Source organism: Pantoea sp. ABR1s, assembly GCF_057812235.1.
On sequence record NZ_CM173823.1, the window covers coordinates 200,390 to 225,007 of the forward strand.

15 protein-coding genes, 4 tRNA genes, 3 rRNA genes and 1 riboswitch are annotated in these 24,618 nt (G+C 54.9%); of the genes, 17 read left to right on the plus strand and 5 right to left on the minus strand.

Annotation, left to right across the window (positions count from 1 at the left end; genetic code table 11):
* Positions 1-35: 35 nt before the first annotated feature.
* Positions 36-1,139 carry a tRNA (uridine(54)-C5)-methyltransferase TrmA gene (trmA, locus tag ACXKZD_RS00945; RefSeq protein ID WP_033759184.1) on the minus strand — a complete coding sequence of 368 codons (1,104 nt, stop codon included), beginning with the start codon at positions 1,137-1,139 and terminating at the stop codon, positions 36-38.
* Between the two features lie 110 nt (positions 1,140-1,249).
* Positions 1,250-1,432, plus strand: a riboswitch (cobalamin riboswitch).
* A 69-nt stretch (positions 1,433-1,501) separates the two neighbouring features.
* Between trmA and btuB the strand changes: the two genes are divergently transcribed.
* From btuB to ACXKZD_RS00990, 9 genes are all read left to right on the plus strand, one after another.
* Positions 1,502-3,379: a TonB-dependent vitamin B12 receptor BtuB gene (gene btuB, locus ACXKZD_RS00950; protein WP_488981815.1), complete on the plus strand. Its 1,878-nt coding sequence runs from the start codon at positions 1,502-1,504 to the stop codon at positions 3,377-3,379.
* Positions 3,324-4,175, plus strand: coding sequence for a glutamate racemase (gene murI, locus ACXKZD_RS00955; protein WP_029519711.1), 852 nt, complete (start codon positions 3,324-3,326; stop codon positions 4,173-4,175). Before btuB ends, murI begins: the two co-directional genes overlap by 56 nt.
* A gap of 394 nt (positions 4,176-4,569) precedes the next feature.
* Positions 4,570-6,109 (plus strand): 16S ribosomal RNA (locus ACXKZD_RS00960).
* 73 nt (positions 6,110-6,182) lie between these two features.
* Positions 6,183-6,259, plus strand: a tRNA-Ile gene (locus tag ACXKZD_RS00965).
* A 142-nt stretch (positions 6,260-6,401) separates the two neighbouring features.
* Positions 6,402-6,477, plus strand: a tRNA-Ala gene (locus tag ACXKZD_RS00970).
* A gap of 209 nt (positions 6,478-6,686) precedes the next feature.
* A 23S ribosomal RNA gene (locus ACXKZD_RS00975) occupies positions 6,687-9,595 on the plus strand.
* A 211-nt stretch (positions 9,596-9,806) separates the two neighbouring features.
* Positions 9,807-9,922 (plus strand): 5S ribosomal RNA (rrf, locus tag ACXKZD_RS00980).
* The 16S, 23S and 5S rRNA genes sit together here with 4 tRNA genes alongside, the layout of an rRNA operon.
* 87 nt (positions 9,923-10,009) lie before the next feature.
* A tRNA-Asp gene (locus ACXKZD_RS00985) sits at positions 10,010-10,086 on the plus strand.
* A gap of 7 nt (positions 10,087-10,093) precedes the next feature.
* Positions 10,094-10,169, plus strand: a tRNA-Trp gene (locus ACXKZD_RS00990).
* Positions 10,170-10,286: 117 nt separating this feature from the next.
* Here ACXKZD_RS00990 and hdfR read toward each other — a convergent pair.
* Positions 10,287-11,120, minus strand: coding sequence for an HTH-type transcriptional regulator HdfR (gene hdfR, locus ACXKZD_RS00995; protein ID WP_010253571.1), 834 nt, complete (start codon positions 11,118-11,120; stop codon positions 10,287-10,289).
* A 120-nt stretch (positions 11,121-11,240) separates the two neighbouring features.
* Here hdfR and ACXKZD_RS01000 point away from each other — a divergent pair, with 120 nt between their 5' ends.
* Entirely contained in the window at positions 11,241-11,579 is a 339-nt protein-coding gene (locus tag ACXKZD_RS01000; protein ID WP_010253568.1) for a MaoP family protein, read from the plus strand.
* Positions 11,580-11,604: 25 nt separating this feature from the next.
* Here the strand turns inward: ACXKZD_RS01000 and ACXKZD_RS01005 are convergent, their stop codons facing one another.
* A complete protein-coding gene (locus tag ACXKZD_RS01005) occupies positions 11,605-13,125 on the minus strand; it encodes a YifB family Mg chelatase-like AAA ATPase (RefSeq protein ID WP_163763350.1) in 1,521 nt (506 codons plus the stop codon).
* A 330-nt stretch (positions 13,126-13,455) separates the two neighbouring features.
* On the opposite strand from ACXKZD_RS01005, the gene ilvL reads away from it, so the two are divergent.
* The 6 genes from ilvL to ilvA all read left to right on the plus strand — a co-directional run bounded on the left by ilvL (position 13,456) and on the right by ilvA (position 20,016).
* Positions 13,456-13,554: an ilv operon leader peptide gene (ilvL, locus tag ACXKZD_RS01010; protein ID WP_072101316.1), complete on the plus strand. Its 99-nt coding sequence runs from the start codon at positions 13,456-13,458 to the stop codon at positions 13,552-13,554.
* 150 nt (positions 13,555-13,704) lie between these two features.
* A complete protein-coding gene (ilvG, locus tag ACXKZD_RS01015) occupies positions 13,705-15,351 on the plus strand; it encodes an acetolactate synthase 2 catalytic subunit (RefSeq protein WP_033759177.1) in 1,647 nt (548 codons plus the stop codon).
* On the plus strand, positions 15,348-15,605 hold the full coding sequence (gene ilvM, locus ACXKZD_RS01020) for an acetolactate synthase 2 small subunit (protein WP_008926359.1): 258 nt from the start codon (positions 15,348-15,350) through the stop codon (positions 15,603-15,605). Before ilvG ends, ilvM begins: the two co-directional genes overlap by 4 nt.
* 18 nt (positions 15,606-15,623) lie before the next feature.
* On the plus strand, positions 15,624-16,553 hold the full coding sequence (locus ACXKZD_RS01025) for a branched-chain amino acid transaminase (RefSeq protein WP_010253558.1): 930 nt from the start codon (positions 15,624-15,626) through the stop codon (positions 16,551-16,553).
* 62 nt (positions 16,554-16,615) lie between these two features.
* Positions 16,616-18,466 (plus strand): dihydroxy-acid dehydratase, encoded by a 1,851-nt coding sequence (ilvD, locus tag ACXKZD_RS01030; RefSeq protein ID WP_010253556.1) that lies wholly within the window; start codon positions 16,616-16,618, stop codon positions 18,464-18,466.
* A 2-nt stretch (positions 18,467-18,468) separates the two neighbouring features.
* On the plus strand, positions 18,469-20,016 hold the full coding sequence (gene ilvA, locus ACXKZD_RS01035; protein ID WP_031593765.1) for a threonine ammonia-lyase, biosynthetic: 1,548 nt from the start codon (positions 18,469-18,471) through the stop codon (positions 20,014-20,016).
* Here ilvA and ilvY read toward each other — a convergent pair whose 3' ends face one another.
* The gene (ilvY, locus tag ACXKZD_RS01040) at positions 20,017-20,898 is read right to left on the minus strand and encodes an HTH-type transcriptional activator IlvY (protein WP_008926355.1); all 882 of its coding nucleotides are present in this window, start codon (positions 20,896-20,898) and stop codon (positions 20,017-20,019) included. It abuts the gene before it with no gap.
* Positions 20,899-21,060: 162 nt separating this feature from the next.
* Between ilvY and ilvC the strand changes: the two genes are divergently transcribed.
* Entirely contained in the window at positions 21,061-22,536 is a 1,476-nt protein-coding gene (gene ilvC, locus ACXKZD_RS01045) for a ketol-acid reductoisomerase (RefSeq protein WP_010253551.1), read from the plus strand.
* 517 nt (positions 22,537-23,053) lie between these two features.
* Here ilvC and ACXKZD_RS01050 read toward each other — a convergent pair.
* Positions 23,054-24,385 (minus strand): MFS transporter, encoded by a 1,332-nt coding sequence (locus tag ACXKZD_RS01050; protein ID WP_010671462.1) that lies wholly within the window; start codon positions 24,383-24,385, stop codon positions 23,054-23,056.
* Between the last annotated feature and the right edge of the window lie 233 nt (positions 24,386-24,618).

Genomic DNA, 24,618 nt, shown 5'->3' on the forward strand with positions numbered 1-24,618 from the left:
AAAAAAAACGGGAACCTCAGGGTTCCCGTTTTTGTTTACGCTTTACGTGTCAGCAGGACACCGCATTCCATATGGTGGGTATAGGGGAACTGATCAAACAGCGCCAGCCGCGTCACATCGTGCGTTTCCGCCAGCGTCTGCAGATTGTCGCTGAGGGTCTGCGGATTGCAGGAGATATAAAGGATGCGCGGATACGCCTGCACCATTTTCACCGTCTCTTCATCCAGTCCGCTGCGCGGCGGATCGACAAAAATCGTCTCGCATTCGTAGCTGGTCAGGTCAATTCCTTCCAGACGATTAAAGCTGCGCACGCCATTCATCGCCTGGGTAAACTCTTCCGCCGCCATACGAATGATCTGCACGTTATCAATCTGGTTCACGGCAATATTGTATTGTGCTGACGCAACAGAGGGCTTGGCGATCTCAGTCGCCAGAACGCGGCGGAAATTGCGTGCCAGCGCCAGCGAGAAGTTGCCATTACCGCAGTAGAGTTCCAGCAGGTCGCCCTGTGAATCCTGCGTCACATCCAGCGCCCACTCCAGCATCTGAATATTCATCGCCGCATTAGGCTGGGTAAAACTGTTTTCGACCTGACGATAGATAATCTCGCGACCCGCTACCGGCAGACACTCATCAACGTAGTCGCGATCCAGACAGATTTTGGTTTTGGTGGCGCGACCAATCAACTGCACATCCAGCCCTTCCGCGCGAAGCTGGTCACGCAGCGCCACGGCTGCCTGCTGCCACTCATCATCCAGTTTGCGGTGATAGAGCAGCGAAATCACAATCTGATTGCTCAGGGTCGACAGATAGTCGATCTGGAACAGTTTATGACGCAGGGTACGGTTATCACGGATCGCGGCGATCATCTTTGGCATCAGCTGATTGATCAGCATGCTGGCCGCCGGGAACTGATCAACACGGATCCGCTCGCGTGTCTGCTGATCAAAGATGATGTGATAGATATCATCGCCGTCGTGCCACAGGCGGAATTCGGCGCGCATCCGATAGTGGCTGACCGGTGAACGGAACACCTCCACGTCGGGCGCAGCAAACGGTGTCATCATCGTTTCTAAACGACTGACTTTTTCCGCCAGCTGTGCGTCATAGTCTTCAATGGGGAGATGTTCGGGTGTCATGAGCAATCCTGATTAATAGCTTACCAGCGGGCGATTGTAGGCATTCACTTGCTGATGTCCAGTCCCGCAGCGAGAAGATGTTTGGCAGTCTGGACTTCCGTATCTCCACTCCGTAGACTGCAGACGCCGGCCTCAAGCCCGAGTTAATAGGGAATCCAGTGTGAATCTGGAGCTGACGCGCAGCGGTAAGGAATGTCGTGATGAGTGCAATTGCAGACACTGTCCTGTGGGATGGGAAGTCATCATCACTTATGGTTCCCAGCCCGAAGACCTGCCGGTGTAACGTCGCTACTCGTACAATCATCGCGTGCTATTGATTGTCGGCCTGCGGCATCCTGCTTCGTCTTATGGATGCGATAAAAATGACAAAAAAAACTGCTTCGCTGTTCGCTCTGAGCGCAACGGCGATTTCTCTCTGGGCGCAATACGGTTTTGCTCAGGGGAATGATGATACGCAAATAGTCACCGCCAACCGTTTTGCTGAACCTGTTTCAGGTGTGCTGGCACCCACCACCGTTGTCACACGTGATGAGATTGATCGCTGGCAGGCCAAAAGCCTGACGGATGTGATGCGCCGCCTGCCGGGTGTCGATGTTGCGCAAAGTGGCGGGTTAGGGCAGCAGAGTTCGCTGTTTATTCGGGGCACCGAATCGAGACATGTACTGATCCTGATTGATGGTATCCGGCTTAATCAGGCGGGCATCACTGGTTCGTCTGACCTCAGCCAGATCCCGCTGTCACTGGTGCAGCGCATCGAATATATTCGCGGCGCGCGTTCTGCAGTCTACGGTTCCGATGCGATTGGCGGCGTGGTGAATATCATTACGGGCCGATCGCAACCGGGCACCACGCTGACGGCGGGTGTCGGGTCCAACGGCTATCAATCCTACGACGGCTCAACCCAGCAGATGCTGGGCGATGCGACAAAGCTCACCCTGGCAGGCAACTACACCTATACCAAAGGGTATGACGTGGTGGCGGGTTATCCCAATGACTTTAGCCCGGCGCAGCACGATCGCGACGGCTTCATGAGCAAAACCCTGTATGGCAACCTTGAGCATCAGTTCAGCGATGAGCTCAGTGGTTTTGTGCGCGGCTACGGGTTTGATAACCGCACCGCCTACGACGGTTCATACACCTACGATAATAATTTCAATATTATCGGGCTGGCGGATACCCGCCAGCTCTACAGCCAGACCTGGGACACCGGGTTACGCTTCAATCGTGACTTCTACTCTACCCAGCTCATCGCCAGTTATGGCCATACCAAAGACATCAACTACGATCCGCGCAATGGTCGCTACGGTGCCGCGTCCACCTTTGATGATGTCACCCAGTACAATCTGCAGTGGGGCAACACCGTGCAGGTGGGGCAAGGGGCGATCAGCGCGGGTGTCGACTGGCAGAAAGAGACGACCGAGCCGGGCACGAACACTTTGTCAGATAGTTATGAGCAGCGTAATACCGGTCTCTACCTGACCGGCCAGCAGCAGTTTGGCAGCGTCACCCTTGAAGGTGCGGTACGCGGTGACGACAACAATCAGTTTGGCTGGCATAACACCTGGCAGACGGCGGCCTCATGGGAGTTTATCTCCGGCTACCGCGCGTTCGCCTCTTATGGCACCGCTTTTAAAGCACCTAATCTGTCGCAGGTTTACAGCCCGGTTTATGGCAATCGCGACCTCGATCCTGAAAAAAGTAAGCAGTGGGAAGGCGGCTTTGAAGGGCTGAGCGGACCGGTGAACTGGCGTATTTCGGGCTATCGCAACGACATCGATAATCTGATTGATAGTGATCCGGCGACTTTCCGTTACTACAACATTAAGCAGGCCCGCATTAAAGGCGTTGAAGCGACCGCAGGATTCGACACCGGGCCGCTGGCGCATCAGCTCTCTTATGATTATGTCGACGCACGGGATGGCAGCACCGATCAGCCGCTCGTACGCCGGGCTAAGCAGCAGGTGAAATATCAGCTCGACTGGACGCTGTATGAGTTTGACTGGTCAGTCACCTACCATTATCTGGGTGACCGTTATGATACGGACTTTAACAGCTCTCCCAGCCGTCGCGTGAAGTTAGGTGGCGTCAGCCTGTGGGATCTCGCCGTCTCATATCCTGTCACTTCACAACTCACGGTTCGTGGTAGAATTGCCAACCTGTTCGATAAAGATTACGAGACAGTGTATGGCTATCAGACACCAGGACGAGAGTATTACCTCAGCGGCAGCTATAACTTCTGATTTGCGTCCCACCGTGCTGGTGTTTGATTCCGGCGTCGGTGGGCTTTCTGTCTATGATGAGGTCCGTCAGCTGTTGCCGGATCTCCATTATCTCTACGCCTTCGATAACGCTGGCTTCCCTTACGGTGAGAAAAGCGAGACCTTCATTGTGGATCGGGTGGTCGCTATCGTTGAGGCCATTACCCGCAGCTATCCTCTCTCGTTAGTCATCATCGCCTGTAATACGGCCAGTACCGTTTCATTGCCCGCTTTACGTGAACGTTTTGCCTTTCCTGTCGTGGGGGTGGTTCCGGCGATTAAACCGGCCGCGCGCCTGACGCGAAATGGCGTAGTGGGCTTGCTGGCGACGCGTGCCACGGTGCGCCGTCCTTATACCCATGAGCTGGTGTCGCAGTTTGCCGGTTCCTGCAAGATAGAGATGCTGGGATCAGCGGAGCTGGTTGAACTGGCAGAAGCGAAGCTCCATGGTGCGGAAGTTGCTCTGGATGAGGTGCGCCGTATTGTTCAGCCGTGGCTGCGGATGGCGGAACCACCGGACACGGTCGTTTTAGGCTGTACGCACTTTCCTTTACTGCGCGAAGAGTTGCAGCAGGTGTTACCGGAAGGGACGCGTCTGATTGATTCCGGTGCGGCAATTGCACGACGTACAGCCTGGCTGCTGGAGCATGAAGCACCTGAAGTGCATTCATCGCAGCAGAACGTTGCATTTTGTACGGAGCTGGATGGCGAAGCGGTACAATTATCACCCGTTTTACGGCGTTATGGCTTCCCGTTGCTGGAAAAACTGGCGCTTTAGCGGCTTTTAGCTGAAAAAATCAGCACTCGGAATTTTATTTGAAATTAGCACTTGTCACCCTCCGAGAACTCCCTATAATGCGCCTCCACTGACACGGCACAACGGCTTACGAAGCGCCGGGTTGAGTAGGTTCGAAATCATACGAACCAGTGAGTTAAGCGAAAATAAATGCTTGACTGACAATGCGGAAAGCGTAATATACGCAGCCCGCGCCGCAGTAAATCGCGGCATGCTCTTTAACAATTTATCAGACAATCTGTGTGGGCACTCGCAGGATTGATATCAGCGTCTCCGGACGTAAAAAATATCAAGCCTCACGAGTGAACACATAATGAAATTCATTATGACGTTTTACAGATGAGCACCGCTTAACTTGTTTAAGCAAATCAAACTTAAATTGAAGAGTTTGATCATGGCTCAGATTGAACGCTGGCGGCAGGCCTAACACATGCAAGTCGGACGGTAGCACAGAGAGCTTGCTCTCGGGTGACGAGTGGCGGACGGGTGAGTAATGTCTGGGGATCTGCCCGGTAGAGGGGGATAACCACTGGAAACGGTGGCTAATACCGCATAACGTCGCAAGACCAAAGAGGGGGACCTTCGGGCCTCTCACTATCGGATGAACCCAGATGGGATTAGCTAGTAGGCGGGGTAATGGCCCACCTAGGCGACGATCCCTAGCTGGTCTGAGAGGATGACCAGCCACACTGGAACTGAGACACGGTCCAGACTCCTACGGGAGGCAGCAGTGGGGAATATTGCACAATGGGCGCAAGCCTGATGCAGCCATGCCGCGTGTATGAAGAAGGCCTTCGGGTTGTAAAGTACTTTCAGCGGGGAGGAAGGCGATGGGGTTAATAACCTTATCGATTGACGTTACCCGCAGAAGAAGCACCGGCTAACTCCGTGCCAGCAGCCGCGGTAATACGGAGGGTGCAAGCGTTAATCGGAATTACTGGGCGTAAAGCGCACGCAGGCGGTCTGTTAAGTCAGATGTGAAATCCCCGGGCTTAACCTGGGAACTGCATTTGAAACTGGCAGGCTTGAGTCTTGTAGAGGGGGGTAGAATTCCAGGTGTAGCGGTGAAATGCGTAGAGATCTGGAGGAATACCGGTGGCGAAGGCGGCCCCCTGGACAAAGACTGACGCTCAGGTGCGAAAGCGTGGGGAGCAAACAGGATTAGATACCCTGGTAGTCCACGCCGTAAACGATGTCGACTTGGAGGTTGTTCCCTTGAGGAGTGGCTTCCGGAGCTAACGCGTTAAGTCGACCGCCTGGGGAGTACGGCCGCAAGGTTAAAACTCAAATGAATTGACGGGGGCCCGCACAAGCGGTGGAGCATGTGGTTTAATTCGATGCAACGCGAAGAACCTTACCTACTCTTGACATCCACGGAATTTGGCAGAGATGCCTTAGTGCCTTCGGGAACCGTGAGACAGGTGCTGCATGGCTGTCGTCAGCTCGTGTTGTGAAATGTTGGGTTAAGTCCCGCAACGAGCGCAACCCTTATCCTTTGTTGCCAGCGATTCGGTCGGGAACTCAAAGGAGACTGCCGGTGATAAACCGGAGGAAGGTGGGGATGACGTCAAGTCATCATGGCCCTTACGAGTAGGGCTACACACGTGCTACAATGGCGCATACAAAGAGAAGCGACCTCGCGAGAGCAAGCGGACCTCACAAAGTGCGTCGTAGTCCGGATCGGAGTCTGCAACTCGACTCCGTGAAGTCGGAATCGCTAGTAATCGTGGATCAGAATGCCACGGTGAATACGTTCCCGGGCCTTGTACACACCGCCCGTCACACCATGGGAGTGGGTTGCAAAAGAAGTAGGTAGCTTAACCTTCGGGAGGGCGCTTACCACTTTGTGATTCATGACTGGGGTGAAGTCGTAACAAGGTAACCGTAGGGGAACCTGCGGTTGGATCACCTCCTTACCTGAAGATACCTTCCCGCGCAGTGTCCACACAGATTGTCTGATAAAAAGTAACGAGCAGAAAAAACCTCTACAGGCTTGTAGCTCAGGTGGTTAGAGCGCACCCCTGATAAGGGTGAGGTCGGTGGTTCAAGTCCACTCAGGCCTACCAAATTCGCACTCACGCTGCGTTATGTCTCCGGCTCGCATAGTTCACTATGCTTCGCGGAAACATGCCTTGCCTGAGCACGAATTACATTTCTCACGAAGTGTACTCGGTTGAGTGGTAGTAGTGGTCTCTGCAGTAACTGTATGGGGCTATAGCTCAGCTGGGAGAGCGCCTGCCTTGCACGCAGGAGGTCAGCGGTTCGATCCCGCTTAGCTCCACCATACCGTTTATCTGTTTTTTTCTGAAATACCTCAGAGCATACCGGCGACGGTGTGCTGCGACGTATTATGCTCTTTAACAATCCGGAACAAGCTGAAAATTGAAACGACGCAGCGCGTCATTCCTCCGTAATAAGGAATGACAAGGCGATGCGTTCGAGTCTCTCAAATGCTTGCAATTCGCAGCGTTGTAAAACGCCTGTGGGTTGTGAGGTTAAGCGACTAAGCGTACACGGTGGATGCCCAGGCAGTCAGAGGCGATGAAGGACGTGCTAATCTGCGTAAAGCGACGGTAAGGTGATATGAACCGCTACAGCCGTCGATGTCCGAATGGGGAAACCCGGTGCACTCTGTGCATCATTGCAGCATGAATACATAGTGCTGCAAGGCGAACCGGGGGAACTGAAACATCTAAGTACCCCGAGGAAAAGAAATCAACCGAGATTCCCCCAGTAGCGGCGAGCGAACGGGGAGCAGCCCAGAGCCTGAATCAGCTTGTGTGTTAGTGGAAGCGTCTGGAAAGTCGCAGGGTACAGGGTGATACTCCCGTACACAAAAACACACATGCTGTGAGCTCGATGAGTAAGGCGGGACACGTGGTATCCTGTCTGAATATGGGGGGACCATCCTCCAAGGCTAAATACTCCTGACTGACCGATAGTGAACCAGTACCGTGAGGGAAAGGCGAAAAGAACCCCGGCGAGGGGAGTGAAACAGAACCTGAAACCGTGTACGTACAAGCAGTGGGAGCCTTCTTTATGGGGGTGACTGCGTACCTTTTGTATAATGGGTCAGCGACTTATATTCTGTAGCAAGGTTAACCGTATAGGGGAGCCGCAGGGAAACCGAGTCTTAACTGGGCGTTAAGTTGCAGGGTATAGACCCGAAACCCGGTGATCTAGCCATGGGCAGGTTGAAGGTTGGGTAACACTAACTGGAGGACCGAACCGACTAATGTTGAAAAATTAGCGGATGACCTGTGGCTGGGGGTGAAAGGCCAATCAAACCGGGAGATAGCTGGTTCTCCCCGAAAGCTATTTAGGTAGCGCCTCGTGAACTCATCTTCGGGGGTAGAGCACTGTTTCGGCTAGGGGGCCATCCCGGCTTACCAACCCGATGCAAACTGCGAATACCGAAGAATGTTATCACGGGAGACACACGGCGGGTGCTAACGTCCGTCGTGAAGAGGGAAACAACCCAGACCGCCAGCTAAGGTCCCAAAGTCATGGTTAAGTGGGAAACGATGTGGGAAGGCACAGACAGCCAGGATGTTGGCTTAGAAGCAGCCATCATTTAAAGAAAGCGTAATAGCTCACTGGTCGAGTCGGCCTGCGCGGAAGATGTAACGGGGCTAAACCATGCACCGAAGCTGCGGCAGCGACGCTTATGCGTTGTTGGGTAGGGGAGCGTTCTGTAAGCCGTCGAAGGTGTGCTGTGAGGCATGCTGGAGGTATCAGAAGTGCGAATGCTGACATAAGTAACGATAAAGCGGGTGAAAAGCCCGCTCGCCGGAAGACCAAGGGTTCCTGTTCAACGTTAATCGGAGCAGGGTGAGTCGACCCCTAAGGCGAGGCCGAAAGGCGTAGTCGATGGGAAACAGGTTAATATTCCTGTACTCGGTGTTACTGCGAAGGGGGGACGGAGAAGGCTATATCAGCCGGGCGACGGTTGTCCCGGTTTAAGCGTGTAGGCGGAGTGTCCAGGTAAATCCGGACGCTTATTAACGCTGAGGCGTGACGACGAGGCACTACGGTGCTGAAGTGATAAATGCCCAGCTTCCAGGAAAAGCCTCTAAGCATCAGGTAACACAGAATCGTACCCCAAACCGACACAGGTGGTCAGGTAGAGAATACCAAGGCGCTTGAGAGAACTCGGGTGAAGGAACTAGGCAAAATGGTGCCGTAACTTCGGGAGAAGGCACGCTGGCGCGTAGGTGGAGGGACCTGCTCCCCGAGCCGAAGCCAGTCGAAGATACCAGCTGGCTGCAACTGTTTATTAAAAACACAGCACTGTGCAAACACGAAAGTGGACGTATACGGTGTGACGCCTGCCCGGTGCCGGAAGGTTAATTGATGGGGTTATCCGCAAGGAGAAGCTCTTGATCGAAGCCCCGGTAAACGGCGGCCGTAACTATAACGGTCCTAAGGTAGCGAAATTCCTTGTCGGGTAAGTTCCGACCTGCACGAATGGCGTAATGATGGCCAGGCTGTCTCCACCCGAGACTCAGTGAAATTGAACTCGCTGTGAAGATGCAGTGTACCCGCGGCAAGACGGAAAGACCCCGTGAACCTTTACTACAGCTTGACACTGAACATTGAGCCTTGATGTGTAGGATAGGTGGGAGGCTTTGAAGCGCGGACGCCAGTCTGCGTGGAGCCAACCTTGAAATACCACCCTTTAATGTTTGATGTTCTAACGTAGGCCCGTGATCCGGGCTGCGGACAGTGTCTGGTGGGTAGTTTGACTGGGGCGGTCTCCTCCTAAAGAGTAACGGAGGAGCACGAAGGTCAGCTAATCACGGTCGGACATCGTGAGGTTAGTGCAATGGCATAAGCTGGCTTGACTGCGAGAGTGACGGCTCGAGCAGGTGCGAAAGCAGGTCATAGTGATCCGGTGGTTCTGAATGGAAGGGCCATCGCTCAACGGATAAAAGGTACTCCGGGGATAACAGGCTGATACCGCCCAAGAGTTCATATCGACGGCGGTGTTTGGCACCTCGATGTCGGCTCATCACATCCTGGGGCTGAAGTAGGTCCCAAGGGTACGGCTGTTCGCCGTTTAAAGTGGTACGCGAGCTGGGTTTAGAACGTCGTGAGACAGTTCGGTCCCTATCTGCCGTGGGCGCTGGAGAATTGAGGGGGGTTGCTCCTAGTACGAGAGGACCGGAGTGAACGCACCACTGGTGTTCGGGTTGTCATGCCAATGGCATTGCCCGGTAGCTAAGTGCGGAAAAGATAAGTGCTGAAAGCATCTAAGCACGAAACTTGCCCCGAGATGAGTTCTCCCTGACTCCTTGAGAGTCCTGAAGGGACGTTGAAGACTACGACGTTGATAGGCCGGGTGTGTAAGCGCAGCGATGCGTTGAGCTAACCGGTACTAATGACCCGTGAGGCTTAACCTTACAACGCCAGAGGCGTTTTTGAGAGACAGGTTTTCAGCTTGTTAACCGGATACAGTTGTGTCCTGCGGACTGAAGTCCGAAGGATTTTGCGCTGAGGCAAGGCGGCAACCGAGCGATACGAAGGAGCATACTGAAGTATGTGACGGAGTAGCGCGAGGGCGGCCAACGCAGCATCAGCACAAAAGACACAGGACAGAGCACAAAGAATTTGCCTGGCGGCTTTAGCGCGGTGGTCCCACCTGACCCCATGCCGAACTCAGAAGTGAAACGCCGTAGCGCCGATGGTAGTGTGGGGTCTCCCCATGCGAGAGTAGGGAACTGCCAGGCATCAAATTCGTTCCTTTTCCCCTGACAAGGAAAATAACAGGAACAGACGGCCATCAGCCAGTTGCTGACAGCTGTGAAAGAATCGGTGGAGCGGTAGTTCAGTTGGTTAGAATACCTGCCTGTCACGCAGGGGGTCGCGGGTTCGAGCCCCGTCCGTTCCGCCACCCTATTAGGGGCGTAGTTCAATTGGTAGAGCACCGGTCTCCAAAACCGGGTGTTGGGGGTTCGAGTCCCTCCGCCCCTGCCAGAAAACGATCCTTTGCTTCGGCAAAGGATTTTTTTTGCCTTTAAAAAAGCAAAAAAGAAAAACCAGCTAAATCTAACTGGCTTCTGATCTTCCCTGCCTACTGTCCTGCCTGCAAATTCAGCTATTTTGCCTGACCAGAATCGGGAATTTAAGCAACTGACGGATATGTGCCTGCTGATCGCTGTTCTGCAACCAGACAGCATAGAGCGGACGCACGGCGACGGGCGTATCCGGAATCACCATCAACTCACTGTACACACTCTGCCAAAAGTCCGGCAGAAATGCGCACGCTCCGGTGGTATGCAGCAGTTCACGGGTGACATGTGCCGACGTGGTGGTCAGTACCGGTACATCATCAGCTCCGGAGAGATAGCTCTGATGCTGATGAAAATCTGCTCCCCATTCCAGCTTGATATAATCATATTTTTCACGCTTCTCGCTCTGCCGGGCGCAGAAAAGCGCCAGTGAAATATGACCAATCTGCTGACTGGTTAACTCATCCATCTTAGGTGCTTCAGTGGTAATCAACAGATCCAACTGGCGCTCATGGAGTTGCTTAACCAGCAGATGTCGTTGTGCCACGCGCGCTTCTAAGTGCAGGCTCTCCCGATTCTCGTAGAGCGTCTGTAGCCATGGCGTCAGATAAGCCTCCCATAGTGATGCACTGGCACCTATTGAAAGCTCATGATGCTGCTGAGTGTGAGAGACCTCCTTCTTCGCCATCATCCAGGTGCTCATCAGGCTTTCAGCATAGGGGAGCAGTCGCTCTCCGGCCGCCGTCAGACGTATGTTATTGCGATGCCGTGTAAAAAGGTTAACGCCAAGCTGATTCTCTAACTGACGGATGCGAAAACTGACAGCAGATTGCGTGAGGTAAAGTGCTTCTGCAGCACGCCCGAAATGGCGAGTTCTGCTCACTTCCAGGAAAGTTTTCAGTAATTCCGTATCCACAGCGTTCTCCCAAAAAATGTTTGTCGTATAGATTTAAATGTTTTGTTTTACACTCTGTCAAGCCTATCTAATACTCCGCGCCATTAACAGCACGGCATTAGAAAATCAGGAGCGTGTAACATGGCGGAAAGCTTCTCAACAGAGAATCGTTTCTTTGATAACAAACATTACCCGCGTGGTTTCTCACGCCACGGTGACTTTACTATTAAAGAAGCTCAGCTTCTTGAACGCCACGGTTTTGCCTTTAATGAGCTGGATTTATCAAAGCGTGAGCCTGCAACCGAAGAAGAACGTTTGTTTATTGAAGTGTGTCGTGGCGTGCGTGAGCCGCAAACGGAAGCTGAACGTGTATGGTCTAAGTATATGACCCGCATTAAGCGTCCTAAACGTTTTCATACGCTGTCTGGCGGTAAACCGCAGATGGACACCGTTGAAGACTTCACCGACAGCGACGATTAACAGAGAAGGGGCGAAAGCCCCTTTTTTATTGCAGGCTGTTATGCAGATGGATCATTAATCGATCTATCGTGCGATAGCTGACAGCTTCCTGCAGATGATGCCGGGTGATGTCTGCTTCCCCGGCCAGATCGGCCAGGGTACGCGCCACTTTTAAAATCCGCTGCCATGCCCGTACAGATAAACCCAGCTTCTCCAGCACTGACTCCAGCCACTCCGCATCCTCTTTAGCAGGCTGACACCAGCGCATAATCTCTGCATTGTTTAAATGCGCATTTATTTTTCCTGCACGGGTCAGCTGAATGTCACGTGCTGCGACCACCCGATGACGAACCTGCTCAGATGCTTCCGCTTTGGCGCGCTGACCGCTGAGCATGCCGCTGGGGAGTAGCGGGACCTCCAGCGAAAGATCAAAACGATCAAGAAATGGGCCGGATAGCTTACTGAGATAACGCAGCACCTGCTGGGGTGAGCAGCGGTTATGCTGTCCCTGATAGTGTCCGGTTGGACTTGGATTCATCGCAGCAATCAGCTGAAACCGGGCCGGGTAGGTAACTTTTGCCCGAGCGCGTGAAATAGCGATGACGCCCGACTCTAATGGTTCGCGCAGGGAGTCCAGCACCTTGCGATCAAATTCCGGTAATTCATCCAGAAACAGCACGCCGTTATGCGCCAGGGAGATCTCACCGGGCCGTGGCAGTGAGCCGCCGCCAATCAGAGCATAGAGAGAGGCGCTGTGGTGAGGTGATCTGAAAGGCCGGGTGCGCCACTGTCGGTGCAGGGTATTGCTGTTCACCAGGCTGGCGATTGCCGCGCACTCCAGTGCTTCCTGATCGCTTAAGGAGGGCATGATGCCGGGCAACCGGGTAGCGAGCATGGTTTTACCGGTGCCAGGGGGCCCGATCAGCAACAGGTTGTGCCCGCCAGCCGCAGTGATCTCCAGTGCTCTGCGTCCCTGTTCCTGACCAATGATATCAGCGAGATCGTCAGCAGGCGCATCGCCCTGATGCTCAGGATATTGGGCTGTCTGTAGTGTGAGTTCATTGCGCAGAAAGGCGCACACTTCGCTGAGGTGAGAGGCAACCAGCGACGAGCCCTGACGGATTAGCCCGGCATCACACTGATTCTCAGCGGAGAGGACCAGCTGTCGTCCAGCCTGAATGGCTACCATGGCCGCTGGAATCGCGCCCTGTACACCGCACAGTGCGCCGTCGAGTGCCAGCTCACCCAGAAACTCATAGTGCGTCAGTTTGTCGGCAGGAAGCTGCTCAGAGGCGACCAGAATGGCAATCGCCATAGGTAAGTCATACCGCCCGCCCTCTTTGGGTAAATCTGCGGGTGCCAGATTGATGGTGACGCGTTTTGCCGGGAAGGCAAAACCGCTGTTGATAATGGCGCTGCGCACCCGCTCACGCGCCTCTTTCACCGTGGTTTCAGGCAGGCCCACCAGCGTTAACGCAGGCAGTCCGTTACTGATATGTGCCTCGATGGTCACCAGCGGGGCTTCCACTCCCAGCGCTGCCCGGGTCAGAACTTTTGACAATGACATACTCGCTCCTTGTTACCGTCAGTCTGGTGACAGCATCAAAGGAAAGCCAGGGCATCATCAGCACTGTTCGGGTCATCGCACAACCTATCAGAAGTTTTTGCACGGCCTGTTAAAACGCTGCGTGTCTGCGCGCAAATTCACCAAAACATTATTACGTCAGTAAAGTGATGAATAATTATCATCATGTAATTATTTCTTGTATTACAAATTGATAGACCGCGATTTAGCGCCTGGCGCTAAAAAAAGTCTGTAAAAAAAGTTGTGTCATGCCCCCTGACTATGATAACTCTGTAGGCATTACTTCGAACAAGCGAAAGAATTGAACAACACATGAAAGCCCTTCTACAAGTGATTAGCCTGGTCGTGATTAGCGTGGTGGTGGTTATTAACCTACCGTGCGGGGCAACGCTTGGAGAAAGAAAGGCTTAAAAATCAAGCCTCGAATCCGAAAAAACCCCCGCACCGAAAGGTCCGGGGGTTTTTTTTCGACCAGAGGAAATATCAGTAAATCCACAAGGAACAAACAATGAACAGTAGCATAAAATTCTGTTGTTCCGGTCAGGACACAGGAGAATAGCGATGACAGGTGCACAGTGGGTAGTTCAGGCTTTACGCGCGCAGGGTGTTAATACCGTATTCGGTTACCCTGGCGGCGCAATCATGCCGGTATACGACGCGCTCTACGACGGCGGCGTGGAACACCTACTGTGTCGTCACGAGCAGGGCGCTGTGATGGCGGCGATCGGTTATGCGCGCTCAACCGGCAAAACCGGCGTCTGTATCGCCACCTCTGGCCCTGGCGCGACAAACCTGATTACCGGCCTGGCAGATGCCATGATGGATTCGGTTCCGGTCGTGGCAGTAACCGGTCAGGTCACCTCGGCCTTCATCGGCACCGACGCCTTTCAGGAAATCGACGTGCTGGGCTTGTCGCTGGCCTGCACCAAACACAGCTTCCTGGTCGAATCGTTAGATGAGCTGCCCGCCATCATGGCAGAAGCCTTTGCGCTGGCGCAGTCAGGCCGTCCGGGTCCGGTACTGGTGGACATTCCTAAAGATATTCAGATTGCGCAGGGAGAACCTGCCCCGCATCTGGTTCCGGTAGAAGAGGGAAGCGCGCTGCCGCATCAGGCGATTCAGGAAGCACGCGCACTGATGGCGCAGGCCAGAAAACCAATGCTCTATGTTGGTGGAGGCGTTGGCCTGGCACAGGCTGTTCCGGCACTGCGCGCGCTGGCAGAAGAGACCGGCATCCCGGCAGTGGCCACCTTAAAGGGGCTGGGCAGCGTAGATCCTCACAGCGAGGTGTATCTCGGCATGCTGGGGATGCACGGTACTAAAGCCGCCAACCTGGCGGTGCAGAGTTGTGACTTACTGATCGCGGTCGGCGCCCGTTTCGATGACCGCGTGACCGGCAAGCTGGACACCTTTGCCCCCCATGCCAGCGTAATTCATCTCGATATCGATCCCGCTGAGTTAAACAAATTACGTCGTGCACACGTCTCTCTGCAGGGTGATCTCAACGAACTGCTGCCCGCCCTGAGTCAGCCTCTGCATATCAACGCCTGGCGCGATGAGATGAAAGCGCTTAAGGCCAGTCACCCATGGCGCTACGACCATCCGGGCGAAGCGATCTATGCACCGCTGTTGCTGAAGCAGCTTTCCGATCGCAAACCGGCCAATACCGTAGTGACCACCGACGTCGGTCAGCACCAGATGTGGACGGCGCAACACATGGCATTCAGCGCGCCAGAGAACTTCATCACCTCCAGCGGCTTAGGCACCATGGGTTTTGGTTTACCCGCCGCCATCGGTGCGCAGGTTGCACGCCCGGAAGATACGGTTATCTGTGTCTCGGGCGATGGCTCCATCATGATGAACATCCAGGAGCTGGGCACTATCAAGCGCGGCAAGCTGCCGGTCAAAATCGTGCTGCTGGATAACCAGCGTCTGGGCATGGTGCGTCAGTGGCAGCAGCTGTTTTTCGATGGCCGCTACAGTGAAACCAATCTGTCCGACAACCCCGACTTCCTCACGCTGGCCAGCGCTTTCAATATTCCCGGCCAGCGCATTACCCGTAAAGATCAGGTCGACGCCGCCCTTGATGCTCTGCTGAACAGCGAAGGTCCTTACTTCCTGCATGTTGCAATTGATGAGCATGAAAACGTCTGGCCACTGGTACCGCCGGGTGCCAGCAATGCAAACATGATGGAGAAAACTGTATGAACCAGCATCAATTGTCTATCGAAGCCCGTTTCCGCCCTGAAATATTGGAGCGCATTTTACGCGTAGTGCGTCACCGCGGTTTTCAGGTCTGTTCTATGAACATGGCCTCAGTCGCCAACGCAGAAAACATTAATATTGAAATGACCGTTGCCAGTCAGCGTTCCGTCGATTTACTGTCTTCGCAGTTAAGCAAATTGATCGACGTTGCATGCGTTCAGATTCAACAACAGACAACACAACAAATCCGCGCTTAGCCGCGAGAGGGAATAACAATGAGCACGAAGAAAGCAGACTTTATTTGGTTCAATGGCGAGATGGTTAAGTGGGAAGAGGCGAAGGTCAGCGTCATGTCCCACGCGTTGCACTACGGTACGTCGGTATTTGAAGGCGTGCGCTGCTACGACTCTCACAAAGGACCGGTTGTGTTCCGCCATCGCGAACACATGCAACGTCTGCACGACTCCGCCAAAATCTATCGCTTCCCGATTAAAAGCAGCGTTGATGAGCTGATGGAAGCGTGCCGCGAAGTCATCCGCGTGAACAAACTGAAAAGTGCTTATATCCGTCCGCTGGCCTTTGTCGGCGATGTGGGCCTGGGCGTGAACCCGCCAGATGGCTTCACCACCGACGTGATCATTGCGGCGTTCCCGTGGGGCGCATACCTGGGCGCTGAAGCCCTGGAGAACGGCATCGATGCCATGGTCTCCTCATGGAACCGCGTAGCACCGAATACCCTGCCAACCGCCGCTAAAGCGGGCGGTAACTACCTCTCCTCACTGCTGGTGGGCAGCGAAGCCCGTCGTCACGGCTATCAGGAAGGGATTGCGCTGGATACCAATGGCCTGATCTCCGAAGGTGCAGGCGAAAACCTGTTTGAAGTTAAAGATGGCGTGCTCTTTACCCCGCCATTTACCTCTTCAGCACTGCCGGGCATCACCCGCGATGCCATCATCACTCTGGCGCGTGATATGGGCATTGAAGTGCGTGAGCAGACCCTGTCGCGTGAATCTCTCTATCTGGCTGACGAAGTCTTTATGTCTGGCACCGCGGCAGAAATTACACCGGTGCGCAGCGTTGACCGCATTCAGGTTGGCGAAGGCAAACGTGGCCCGGTGACCAAACGCATCCAGGAGGCCTTCTTTGGCCTGTTCACCGGCGAAACCGAAGACAAATGGGGCTGGTTAGATCCGGTTAACCCATAATCAGATACAGCGCGGGCGTCATCTGACGTCCGCGAGCTTATTCTTACTGGAGTAAATAGAGTATGCCTAAGTACCGTTCCGCCACCACCACCCACGGCCGCAATATGGCGGGTGCCCGTGCCTTATGGCGCGCGACAGGAATGACCGACGACGATTTCGGCAAGCCGATTATCGCTGTGGTTAACTCATTCACCCAATTTGTGCCGGGCCACGTTCACCTGCGTGATCTTGGTAAACTTGTCGCCGAGCAGATCGAAGCGGCAGGCGGTGTGGCTAAAGAGTTCAACACCATTGCGGTGGATGACGGTATTGCCATGGGTCATGGCGGCATGCTGTATTCACTGCCGTCGCGTGAGCTGATTGCTGACTCGGTCGAGTACATGGTCAACGCCCACTGTGCTGACGCCATGGTCTGCATCTCTAACTGCGACAAAATCACCCCGGGTATGCTGATGGCGTCATTGCGCCTCAATATTCCGGTGATCTTCGTTTCAGGCGGACCGATGGAAGCGGGTAAAACCAAGCTTTCTGACCAGATCATCAAGCTGGATCTGGTAGATGCGATGATTCAGGGTGCCAACCCGAACGTCAGCGATGCCGACAGTGAGCAGATCGAACGCTCTGCCTGTCCGACCTGCGGCTCCTGCTCCGGTATGTTCACCGCCAACTCGATGAACTGCCTGACTGAAGCACTCGGTCTGTCGCAGCCTGGCAACGGTTCACTGCTGGCTACGCACGCCGATCGCAAAGAGCTGTTCATCAATGCCGGTAAGCGCATCGTAAGCCTGACCAAGCGCTATTACGAGCAGGATGATGTCAACATGCTGCCGCGTAACATCGCGAACAAGGCCGCTTTTGAGAACGCCATGATGCTGGATATCGCCATGGGCGGTTCCACCAACACCGTGCTCCACCTGCTGGCAGCCGCACAGGAAGGCGATATCGACTTTAATATCTCCGACATCGATCGCCTGTCACGCAAAGTGCCTCAGCTCTGTAAAGTGGCGCCAAGCACTCCGAAATACCATATGGAAGATGTGCATCGCGCGGGTGGCGTGTTCGCCATTCTCGGCGAGCTGGATCGTGCCGGCCTGTTCGACAGCAGCGCCCGTAATATCCTGCAGCAGACCATGCGTGAAACGCTGGATCAGTACGACATCATGCTGACCAAAGATCAGGCGGTAAAAGATATGTTCCGCGCGGGTCCGGCGGGTATTCGTACCACCCAGGCGTTCTCACAGAACTGCCGCTGGGACACGCTGGATGATGACCGTGCCGAAGGCTGTATCCGTACCCGTGAAAATGCTTACTCGCAGGATGGCGGTCTGGCCGTGCTCTACGGCAACATCGCAGAAGATGGCTGTATCGTAAAAACCGCAGGCGTAGACAAAGAGATCCTGACCTTCACCGGTCCGGCCAAAGTCTATGAAAGCCAGGATGACGCCGTTGAAGCGATTCTGGGCGGCAAAGTTGTTGCGGGCGATGTGGTCGTCATTCGCTACGAAGGTCCAAAAGGCGGGCCAGGCATGCAGGAGATGCTCTATCCGACCACTTATCTGAAATCGATGGGGCTGGGCAAAAGCTGCGCGCTGATCACCGATGGTCGTTTCTCTGGCGGTACGTCAGGCCTCTCTATCGGTCACGCCTCGCCTGAAGCAGCCAACGGCGGCACCATTGCGCTGGTCAAAGATGGCGACACCATCGAAATCGATATCCCTAACCGCGGTATCAAACTCGCCGTACCGGATAACGAACTGCACGCCCGTCGTGAAGAGCAGCAGGCACGTGGCGATGCGGCGTATACGCCGGTCAATCGTCAGCGTGAAGTCTCCTTTGCGCTGCGTGCCTACGCATTACTCGCGACCAGTGCTGACAAAGGCGCCGTCCGCGATAAGAGCAAGCTGGGAGGCTAACAATGGCCGAGTCTCAACCGCTACCCGAGGCGCCTTGTGGCGCCGAGTATTTGCGCGCAGTGTTGCGTTCACCGGTGTATGAAGTGGCACAGGTGACGCCGCTGCAGGTTATGGAAAAAATCTCATCGCGTCTCGGCAACACCATTCTGGTGAAGCGGGAAGATCGTCAGCCGGTGCACAGTTTCAAGGTGCGCGGTGCCTACGCGATGATTGCCGGTCTGAACGAAGAGCAGAAAGCGCGCGGCGTGGTGACGGCGTCAGCCGGTAACCATGCGCAGGGCGTGGCGCTCTCCGCCACTAAGCTGGGCATCAAGTCACTGATTGTGATGCCGCTGGCGACGGCAGACATCAAGGTTGATGCGGTGCGCGCATTTGGCGGTGAGGCTTTCCTGTTCGGGGCCAACTTTGACGAGGCGAAAGCCAAAGCGATAGAACTCTCTGAACAGCGCGGTTACACCTTCGTACCGCCGTTTGACCATCCGGCCGTCATTGCCGGACAGGGCACGCTGGCGATGGAGCTGCTGCAACAGGATGCGCATCTCGACCGGGTCTTTGTCCCGGTTGGCGGTGGAGGTCTGGCAGCCGGCGTCGCGGTGCTGATCAAGCAGCTGATGCCGCAAATCAAAGTGATTGCGGTGGAGTCAGAAGATTCAGCCTGCCTGAAAGCAGCGCTGGAGGCGGGTCATCCGGTCGATCTGCCGCGCGTCGGGCTGTTTGCCGAAGGGGTCGCGGTGAAACGGATTGGCAGCGAAACCTTCCGGCTCTGTCAGGAATACATCGATGACATCATCACCGTCGACAGCGATGCGATTTGTGCCGCGATGAAAGATCTGTTCGAAGATGTCCGTGCTGTGGCGGAGCCCTCTGGCGCGCTGGCGCTGGCGGGCATGAAAAAGTATATCCAGCAGCACGGGATCAAAGGCGAGCGGCTGGCGCATGTGTTATCCGGCGCCAACGTCAATTTCCACGGCCTGCGCTACGTTTCTGAGCGCTGCGAGCTGGGCGAACAGCGTGAAGCGCTGCTGGCCGTAACAATCCCGGAACAGCAGGGCAGTTTCCTGCGTTTCTGCCAGACGCTGGGTGGACGGTCGATTACCGAGTTCAACTACCGCTACGCCGATGCGGACAAAGCCTGCATCTTTGTTGGCGTACGACTGACGCGCGGCGTGGAAGAGCGCAGCGAGATCATCAGCGAGCTCACCAGCGGCGGTTATCAGGTGGTCGATCTCTCGGATGATGAGATGGCGAAACTGCACGTGCGTTACATGGTGGGCGGACGCCCTTCTAAACCACTGCGTGAACGCCTCTTCAGCTTTGAATTCCCGGAGGCACCCGGCGCGTTGCTGAAGTTCCTGCAAACGCTGGGCACCCACTGGAATATCTCGCTGTTTCATTACCGCAGTCACGGCACCGATTATGGCCGTGTGCTGGCCGCTTTTGAACTTGGCAGCGATGAGCCACGCTTCGAAGAGCATCTCACCGATCTGGGTTACGACTTTCATGACGAAAGCCAGAACCCGGCATTCCGCTTCTTCCTGTCAGGCAGCTGATTACAGCTGGCTCCAGAAAGCACTGATCAGCGGCTCTCCGAGCCGCTTTTTTTGCACGCAGATGCCGAGTTCGAACGGCGCAACCGAGTCAATATTCTCCAGTAGCAGCACGCGGTTACGCACCGGATCCGGGCTGTTCTCCAGCACCACATCCGGCAAAAGTGCGATGCCGCAGCCCAGCGCCACCATCGAAACAATCGCCTCATGCCCCGAGACCGTGGCGTAAATCACCGGATTCGGGATGCGCTGGCGGCGAAACCAGAGATCGATACGTCGCCGTGCCGGTCCCTGCACCGGCAGGATAAACGGAATTTTTGACCAGTCGGGCTGCGGCTGTGTTGCCTGAGTACGAACGGCACAGGGCAGTGCAGGCGCGATCAGCACCAGCGGGATCAGCCCCAGTGGCATAAAATCAATGCTGGCGGGCAGCGTTTCAGGACGGCCGGCAATGGCCAGATCGGCATCGCCGGAGTGCACTTTTTCCACCGCATCCGCGGCATCGCCGGTATCCAGTTTGATTTCGACCTGCGGATGTTCAGCGCGAAAGCGGTCGAGGATGGGCGGCAGATGACTGTAGGCCGCCGTCACTGAGCAGAACAGGCGCAGCTCGCCGCTGAGCGACGGACCGTTAAGATCCATCACATGGCGCAGTTGCTGATACTGCAACAGCGTCTGCTGGGCAAACTGGCGCAGGCGTTCGCCGGCTTCTGTCAGCGTCACGGTGCGGTTATCGCGCAGAAACAGCGCATGGCCGACATCTTCTTCAAGCCGCTGGATCTGGCGTGACAGCGTGGAAGGGCTGACGTGCATAGCACGCGCAGTGCGCCCGAAGTGGCAGCTTTCTGCCAGATGAAGAAACAGTTTCAGATCCCGTAAATCCATGTGCGCGTCGCCTCTGGGTGGTGTTGCATTTATTGCAATGTGACGTTGTTAATATATCAATTTAAGCAACAGAATTCCTGTCATATGATGGGGTCATTCGCGGCGCTGCATAACTCGCCGTTCCTGAACAAAAAAAGCAAACACAACCTTACCGGAGTACCCATGGCTAACTATTTCAACACATTGAACCTGCGCAACCAGCTGGCACAATTAGGCAAGTGCCGTTTCATGGCACGCGATGAATTCGCGGATGGTGCCAGTTTCCTGAAAGGCAAAAAAGTCGTTATCGTTGGCTGTGGTGCGCAGGGCCTGAATCAGGGTCTGAACATGCGTGATTCCGGTCTGGATGTGGCCTATGCACTGCGTGCTGAAGCAATTGCGGAAAAACGCCCTTCATGGCGCAAAGCGACCGATAACGGTTTCAAAGTGGGCACCTACGAAGAACTGATCCCGCAGGCTGATCTGGTGGTTAACCTGACGCCAGACAAGCAGCACTCCGCTGTAGTTCAGGCTGTTCAGCCGCTGATGAAAGATGGCGCTGCGCTGGGCTACTCGCACGGTTTCAACATCGTTGAAGTGGGCGAAAGCATCCGTAAAGATATCACCGTGGTCATGGTGGCACCGAAGTGTCCGGGTACAGAAGTTCGTGAAGAGTACAAACGTGGCTTTGGTGTACCGACGCTGATCGCGGTTCACCCGGAAAACGATCCAAAAGGCGAAGGCATGGCGATTGCCAAAGCCTGGGCAGCAGCAACTGGCGGCGATCGTGCTGGCGTGCTGGAGTCCTCTTTCGTTGCAGAAGTGAAATCTGACCTGATGGGTGAGCAGACTATCCTGTGCGGCATGTTGCAGGCTGGTTCACTGCTCTGCTTCGACAAGCTGGTGGCTGAAGGCACTGACCCGGCTTACGCAGAAAAACTGATCCAGTTCGGCTGGGAAACCATCACCGAATCACTGAAGTTTGGCGGCATCACACTGATGATGGATCGCCTCTCTAATCCAGCCAAACTGCGCGCTTATGCGCTGTCAGAGCAGCTGAAAACCATCATGGCACCGCTGTTCCAGAAACATATGGATGACATCATCTCCGGCGAATTCTCTTCCGGCATGATGGCGGACTGGGCTAACGATGATAAAAACCTGCTGACCTGGCGTGAAGAGACCGGCCAGACCGCGTTCGAAACCGCTTCACAGTATGAAGGCAAAATCGAAGAGCAGGAGTACTACGACAAAGGTGTAGTGATGGTTGCGATGGTTAAAGCGGGCGTTGAGCTGGCGTTTGAAACCATGGTAGACGCCGGCATCATTGAAGAGTCTGCTTACTACGAATCACTGCATGAGCTGCCGCTGATCGCGAACACCATCGCCCGTAAGCGCCTGTATGAAATGAACGTGGTGATTTCCGATACCGCCGAATATGGTAACTACCTGTTCTCCTTCGCCGCGGTGCCGCTGCTGAAAGAGTTCATGACCACGCTGCAGCCAGGCGATCTGGGTAAAGCGGTTGAAGGCACGCAGGTTGATAACGCGCAGCTGCGTGACGTTAACGAAGCGGTTCGCCAGCACCCGATTGAAACCGTTGGCCGCAAGCTGCGTGGCTACATGACCGACATGAAGCGTATCGCTGTCGCGGGCTAATTACCGTCATCACAGTTTTCAGCAAAACAAACCCCGGCTTGCCGGGGTTTTTTGTTGATGAACCATACCAGGCAAGGCCGATTGTAAGTTAGTGCCTGCACTGCTGTGAGACAGTGCAGGCACATGGAATACGGTCAGATCGGAAAGACGCAAAACCGCCATCCATGGCATGCTCGGCCCGCGCGATTACGCACCTCATCCCTGAGGTGCGCCCGTTTCCGGGCCAACGCTTTGCGTTGTTCAAAAACGCTCCCGGCGTTTTTGTCCCTGGCGCGGGACGCTTTCCTCTTCTGACCGTATTCCCTGTGCCCTTAAGCTTCTTTATTGCTGCCAATATCAATACGCCTTTCAGCGAGGTCCGGTTTTTTCAAACAGAAAGCTAACCCGCTTAAGGCGTATGCTCCCTGAGCCTGTCGCCTGATATTGTTTAGCCCTTCAGAGCGATTGTACTCTGTGAGCCTGCTCCATAAAAAAACCCGGCAGCCGCCGGGTTTTCACTGACCTTCATCCAGCCGGATTAAACGTCATACAGCGTCTGATTACGCGTCTCTTTACAAGCGAGCAATGCAATCAGCGTCAGCACGGCCATCGACGCCAGATAAAGTCCCACCGCCTGCAAACCATAATGCGCATTCAGCCAGGTCGCGATATAAGGCGCAACAGAGGCACCCAGAATCGATGAGAGGTTATAAGAGAACGATGCGCCGGTATAACGCACTTCGGTCGGAAACAGCTCCGGCAGCAGCGCCCCCATCGGACCAAAGGTCAGGCCCATAATGCTCAGACCCAGCAACAGAAACGCCATCACCAGCGCCTGCGATCCGGAACCGAGCATCGCCGGGAACAGGAACGAAAACGCGATAATCATCAGCGTAATGGTAATCATTGTCTTGCGGCGACCAAAACGGTCAGCCAGCAAACCGGCAATCGGCACCATCACTCCAAAGCCAATCACCGCCAGCATCAGCATCCACAACATACTATTACGCGGAATACCCAGACCGGCCGGTGCTGCCGTGGTGCCGTAGCTCATCGAATAGACGGTCATGATATAGAACAGCGTATAGGTCGCCAGCATGATAAAGGTGCCGAGAATGGTGGCAGTCAGATGCTTGCTCAGCAGCGCCGCAATGGGCACCCGAACCTGCTTCTTCTCTTTCTGTACTTTGGCAAACACCGGACTCTCATGCAGCGAAACGCGCACATACAGGCCAATCAGCACCAGCACGGCGGAGAGAATAAACGGCACGCGCCAGCCCCACTGCATAAACTGCTCGTCGGTCAGCAGCCACGAAAGCAGCAGAAAAGTGCCGTTAGCGAAGAAAAAGCCAATCGGCGCACCCAGCTGAGGGAAGGAACCGTAAAGCGCACGCTTCTTCGCCGGGGCATTTTCCGTCGCCAGCAGCGCCGCGCCACCCCATTCACCACCCAGTCCCAGTCCCTGACCAAAACGCGCCAGCGCCAGCAGCAGCGGAGCCATCACGCCGATGGTTTCATAGCCGGGCAGCAAACCAATCACCACGGTAGAGATTCCCATGGTCAACAGCGAGGCAACCAGCGTGGCTTTGCGACCCACGCGATCGCCAAAGTGACCGAACACGGCGGAGCCAATCGGACGCGCGATAAAGGCGATAGCAAAGGTGGCCAGCGACTGTAGCGTCGCGACCGTGGCATCACCCTGCGGGAAGAAAATGTGCGGGAAAACAATCACCGCAGCAGTGGCATAAATATAAAAGTCGAAGAACTCGATGGCCGTTCCGACCAGCGAGGCAATCACCACTTTACTGCGTGAGTTAACCGGCGTGGGATCCTGCTGTTTGTCGAGCGTGTCTGTGAGGGAGGCTTGCATAACTGTTTCTTATTTGTAAATACAGACAAAGAATCTTACGCATCTGCCAGAGCGCATTCAATGAAGAAAACCCGCGCCGCGTCTGGCTTCAGCGGGCAAAAAGAGGATAATTTCTGAGGTGCGACGAATGTCGGGTGATACCGGGGTAATCCGGACGATATCTGGCGGGATACTCTACGAAAGGGCTAAATAAAAGTGACCCCTCAGCTATTCATCCTGTTATCTGGTTAAAA

Excerpts from the sequence above, each read along its gene's own strand:
- trmA (WP_033759184.1), bottom strand. The coding sequence starts at position 1,139 with ATGACACCCGAACATCTCCCCATTGAAGACTATGACGCACAGCTGGCG.
- btuB (WP_488981815.1), top strand. The coding sequence starts at position 1,502 with ATGACAAAAAAAACTGCTTCGCTGTTCGCTCTGAGCGCAACGGCGATT.
- murI (WP_029519711.1), top strand. The coding sequence starts at position 3,324 with ATGGCTATCAGACACCAGGACGAGAGTATTACCTCAGCGGCAGCTATA.
- ACXKZD_RS01000 (WP_010253568.1), top strand. The coding sequence starts at position 11,241 with ATGGCGGAAAGCTTCTCAACAGAGAATCGTTTCTTTGATAACAAACAT.
- ACXKZD_RS01005 (WP_163763350.1), bottom strand. The coding sequence starts at position 13,125 with ATGTCATTGTCAAAAGTTCTGACCCGGGCAGCGCTGGGAGTGGAAGCC.
- ilvL (WP_072101316.1), top strand. The coding sequence starts at position 13,456 with ATGAAAGCCCTTCTACAAGTGATTAGCCTGGTCGTGATTAGCGTGGTG.
- ilvG (WP_033759177.1), top strand. The coding sequence starts at position 13,705 with ATGACAGGTGCACAGTGGGTAGTTCAGGCTTTACGCGCGCAGGGTGTT.
- ilvM (WP_008926359.1), top strand. The coding sequence starts at position 15,348 with ATGAACCAGCATCAATTGTCTATCGAAGCCCGTTTCCGCCCTGAAATA.
- ACXKZD_RS01025 (WP_010253558.1), top strand. The coding sequence starts at position 15,624 with ATGAGCACGAAGAAAGCAGACTTTATTTGGTTCAATGGCGAGATGGTT.
- ilvD (WP_010253556.1), top strand. The coding sequence starts at position 16,616 with ATGCCTAAGTACCGTTCCGCCACCACCACCCACGGCCGCAATATGGCG.
- ilvA (WP_031593765.1), top strand. The coding sequence starts at position 18,469 with ATGGCCGAGTCTCAACCGCTACCCGAGGCGCCTTGTGGCGCCGAGTAT.
- ilvY (WP_008926355.1), bottom strand. The coding sequence starts at position 20,898 with ATGGATTTACGGGATCTGAAACTGTTTCTTCATCTGGCAGAAAGCTGC.
- ilvC (WP_010253551.1), top strand. The coding sequence starts at position 21,061 with ATGGCTAACTATTTCAACACATTGAACCTGCGCAACCAGCTGGCACAA.
- ACXKZD_RS01050 (WP_010671462.1), bottom strand. The coding sequence starts at position 24,385 with ATGCAAGCCTCCCTCACAGACACGCTCGACAAACAGCAGGATCCCACG.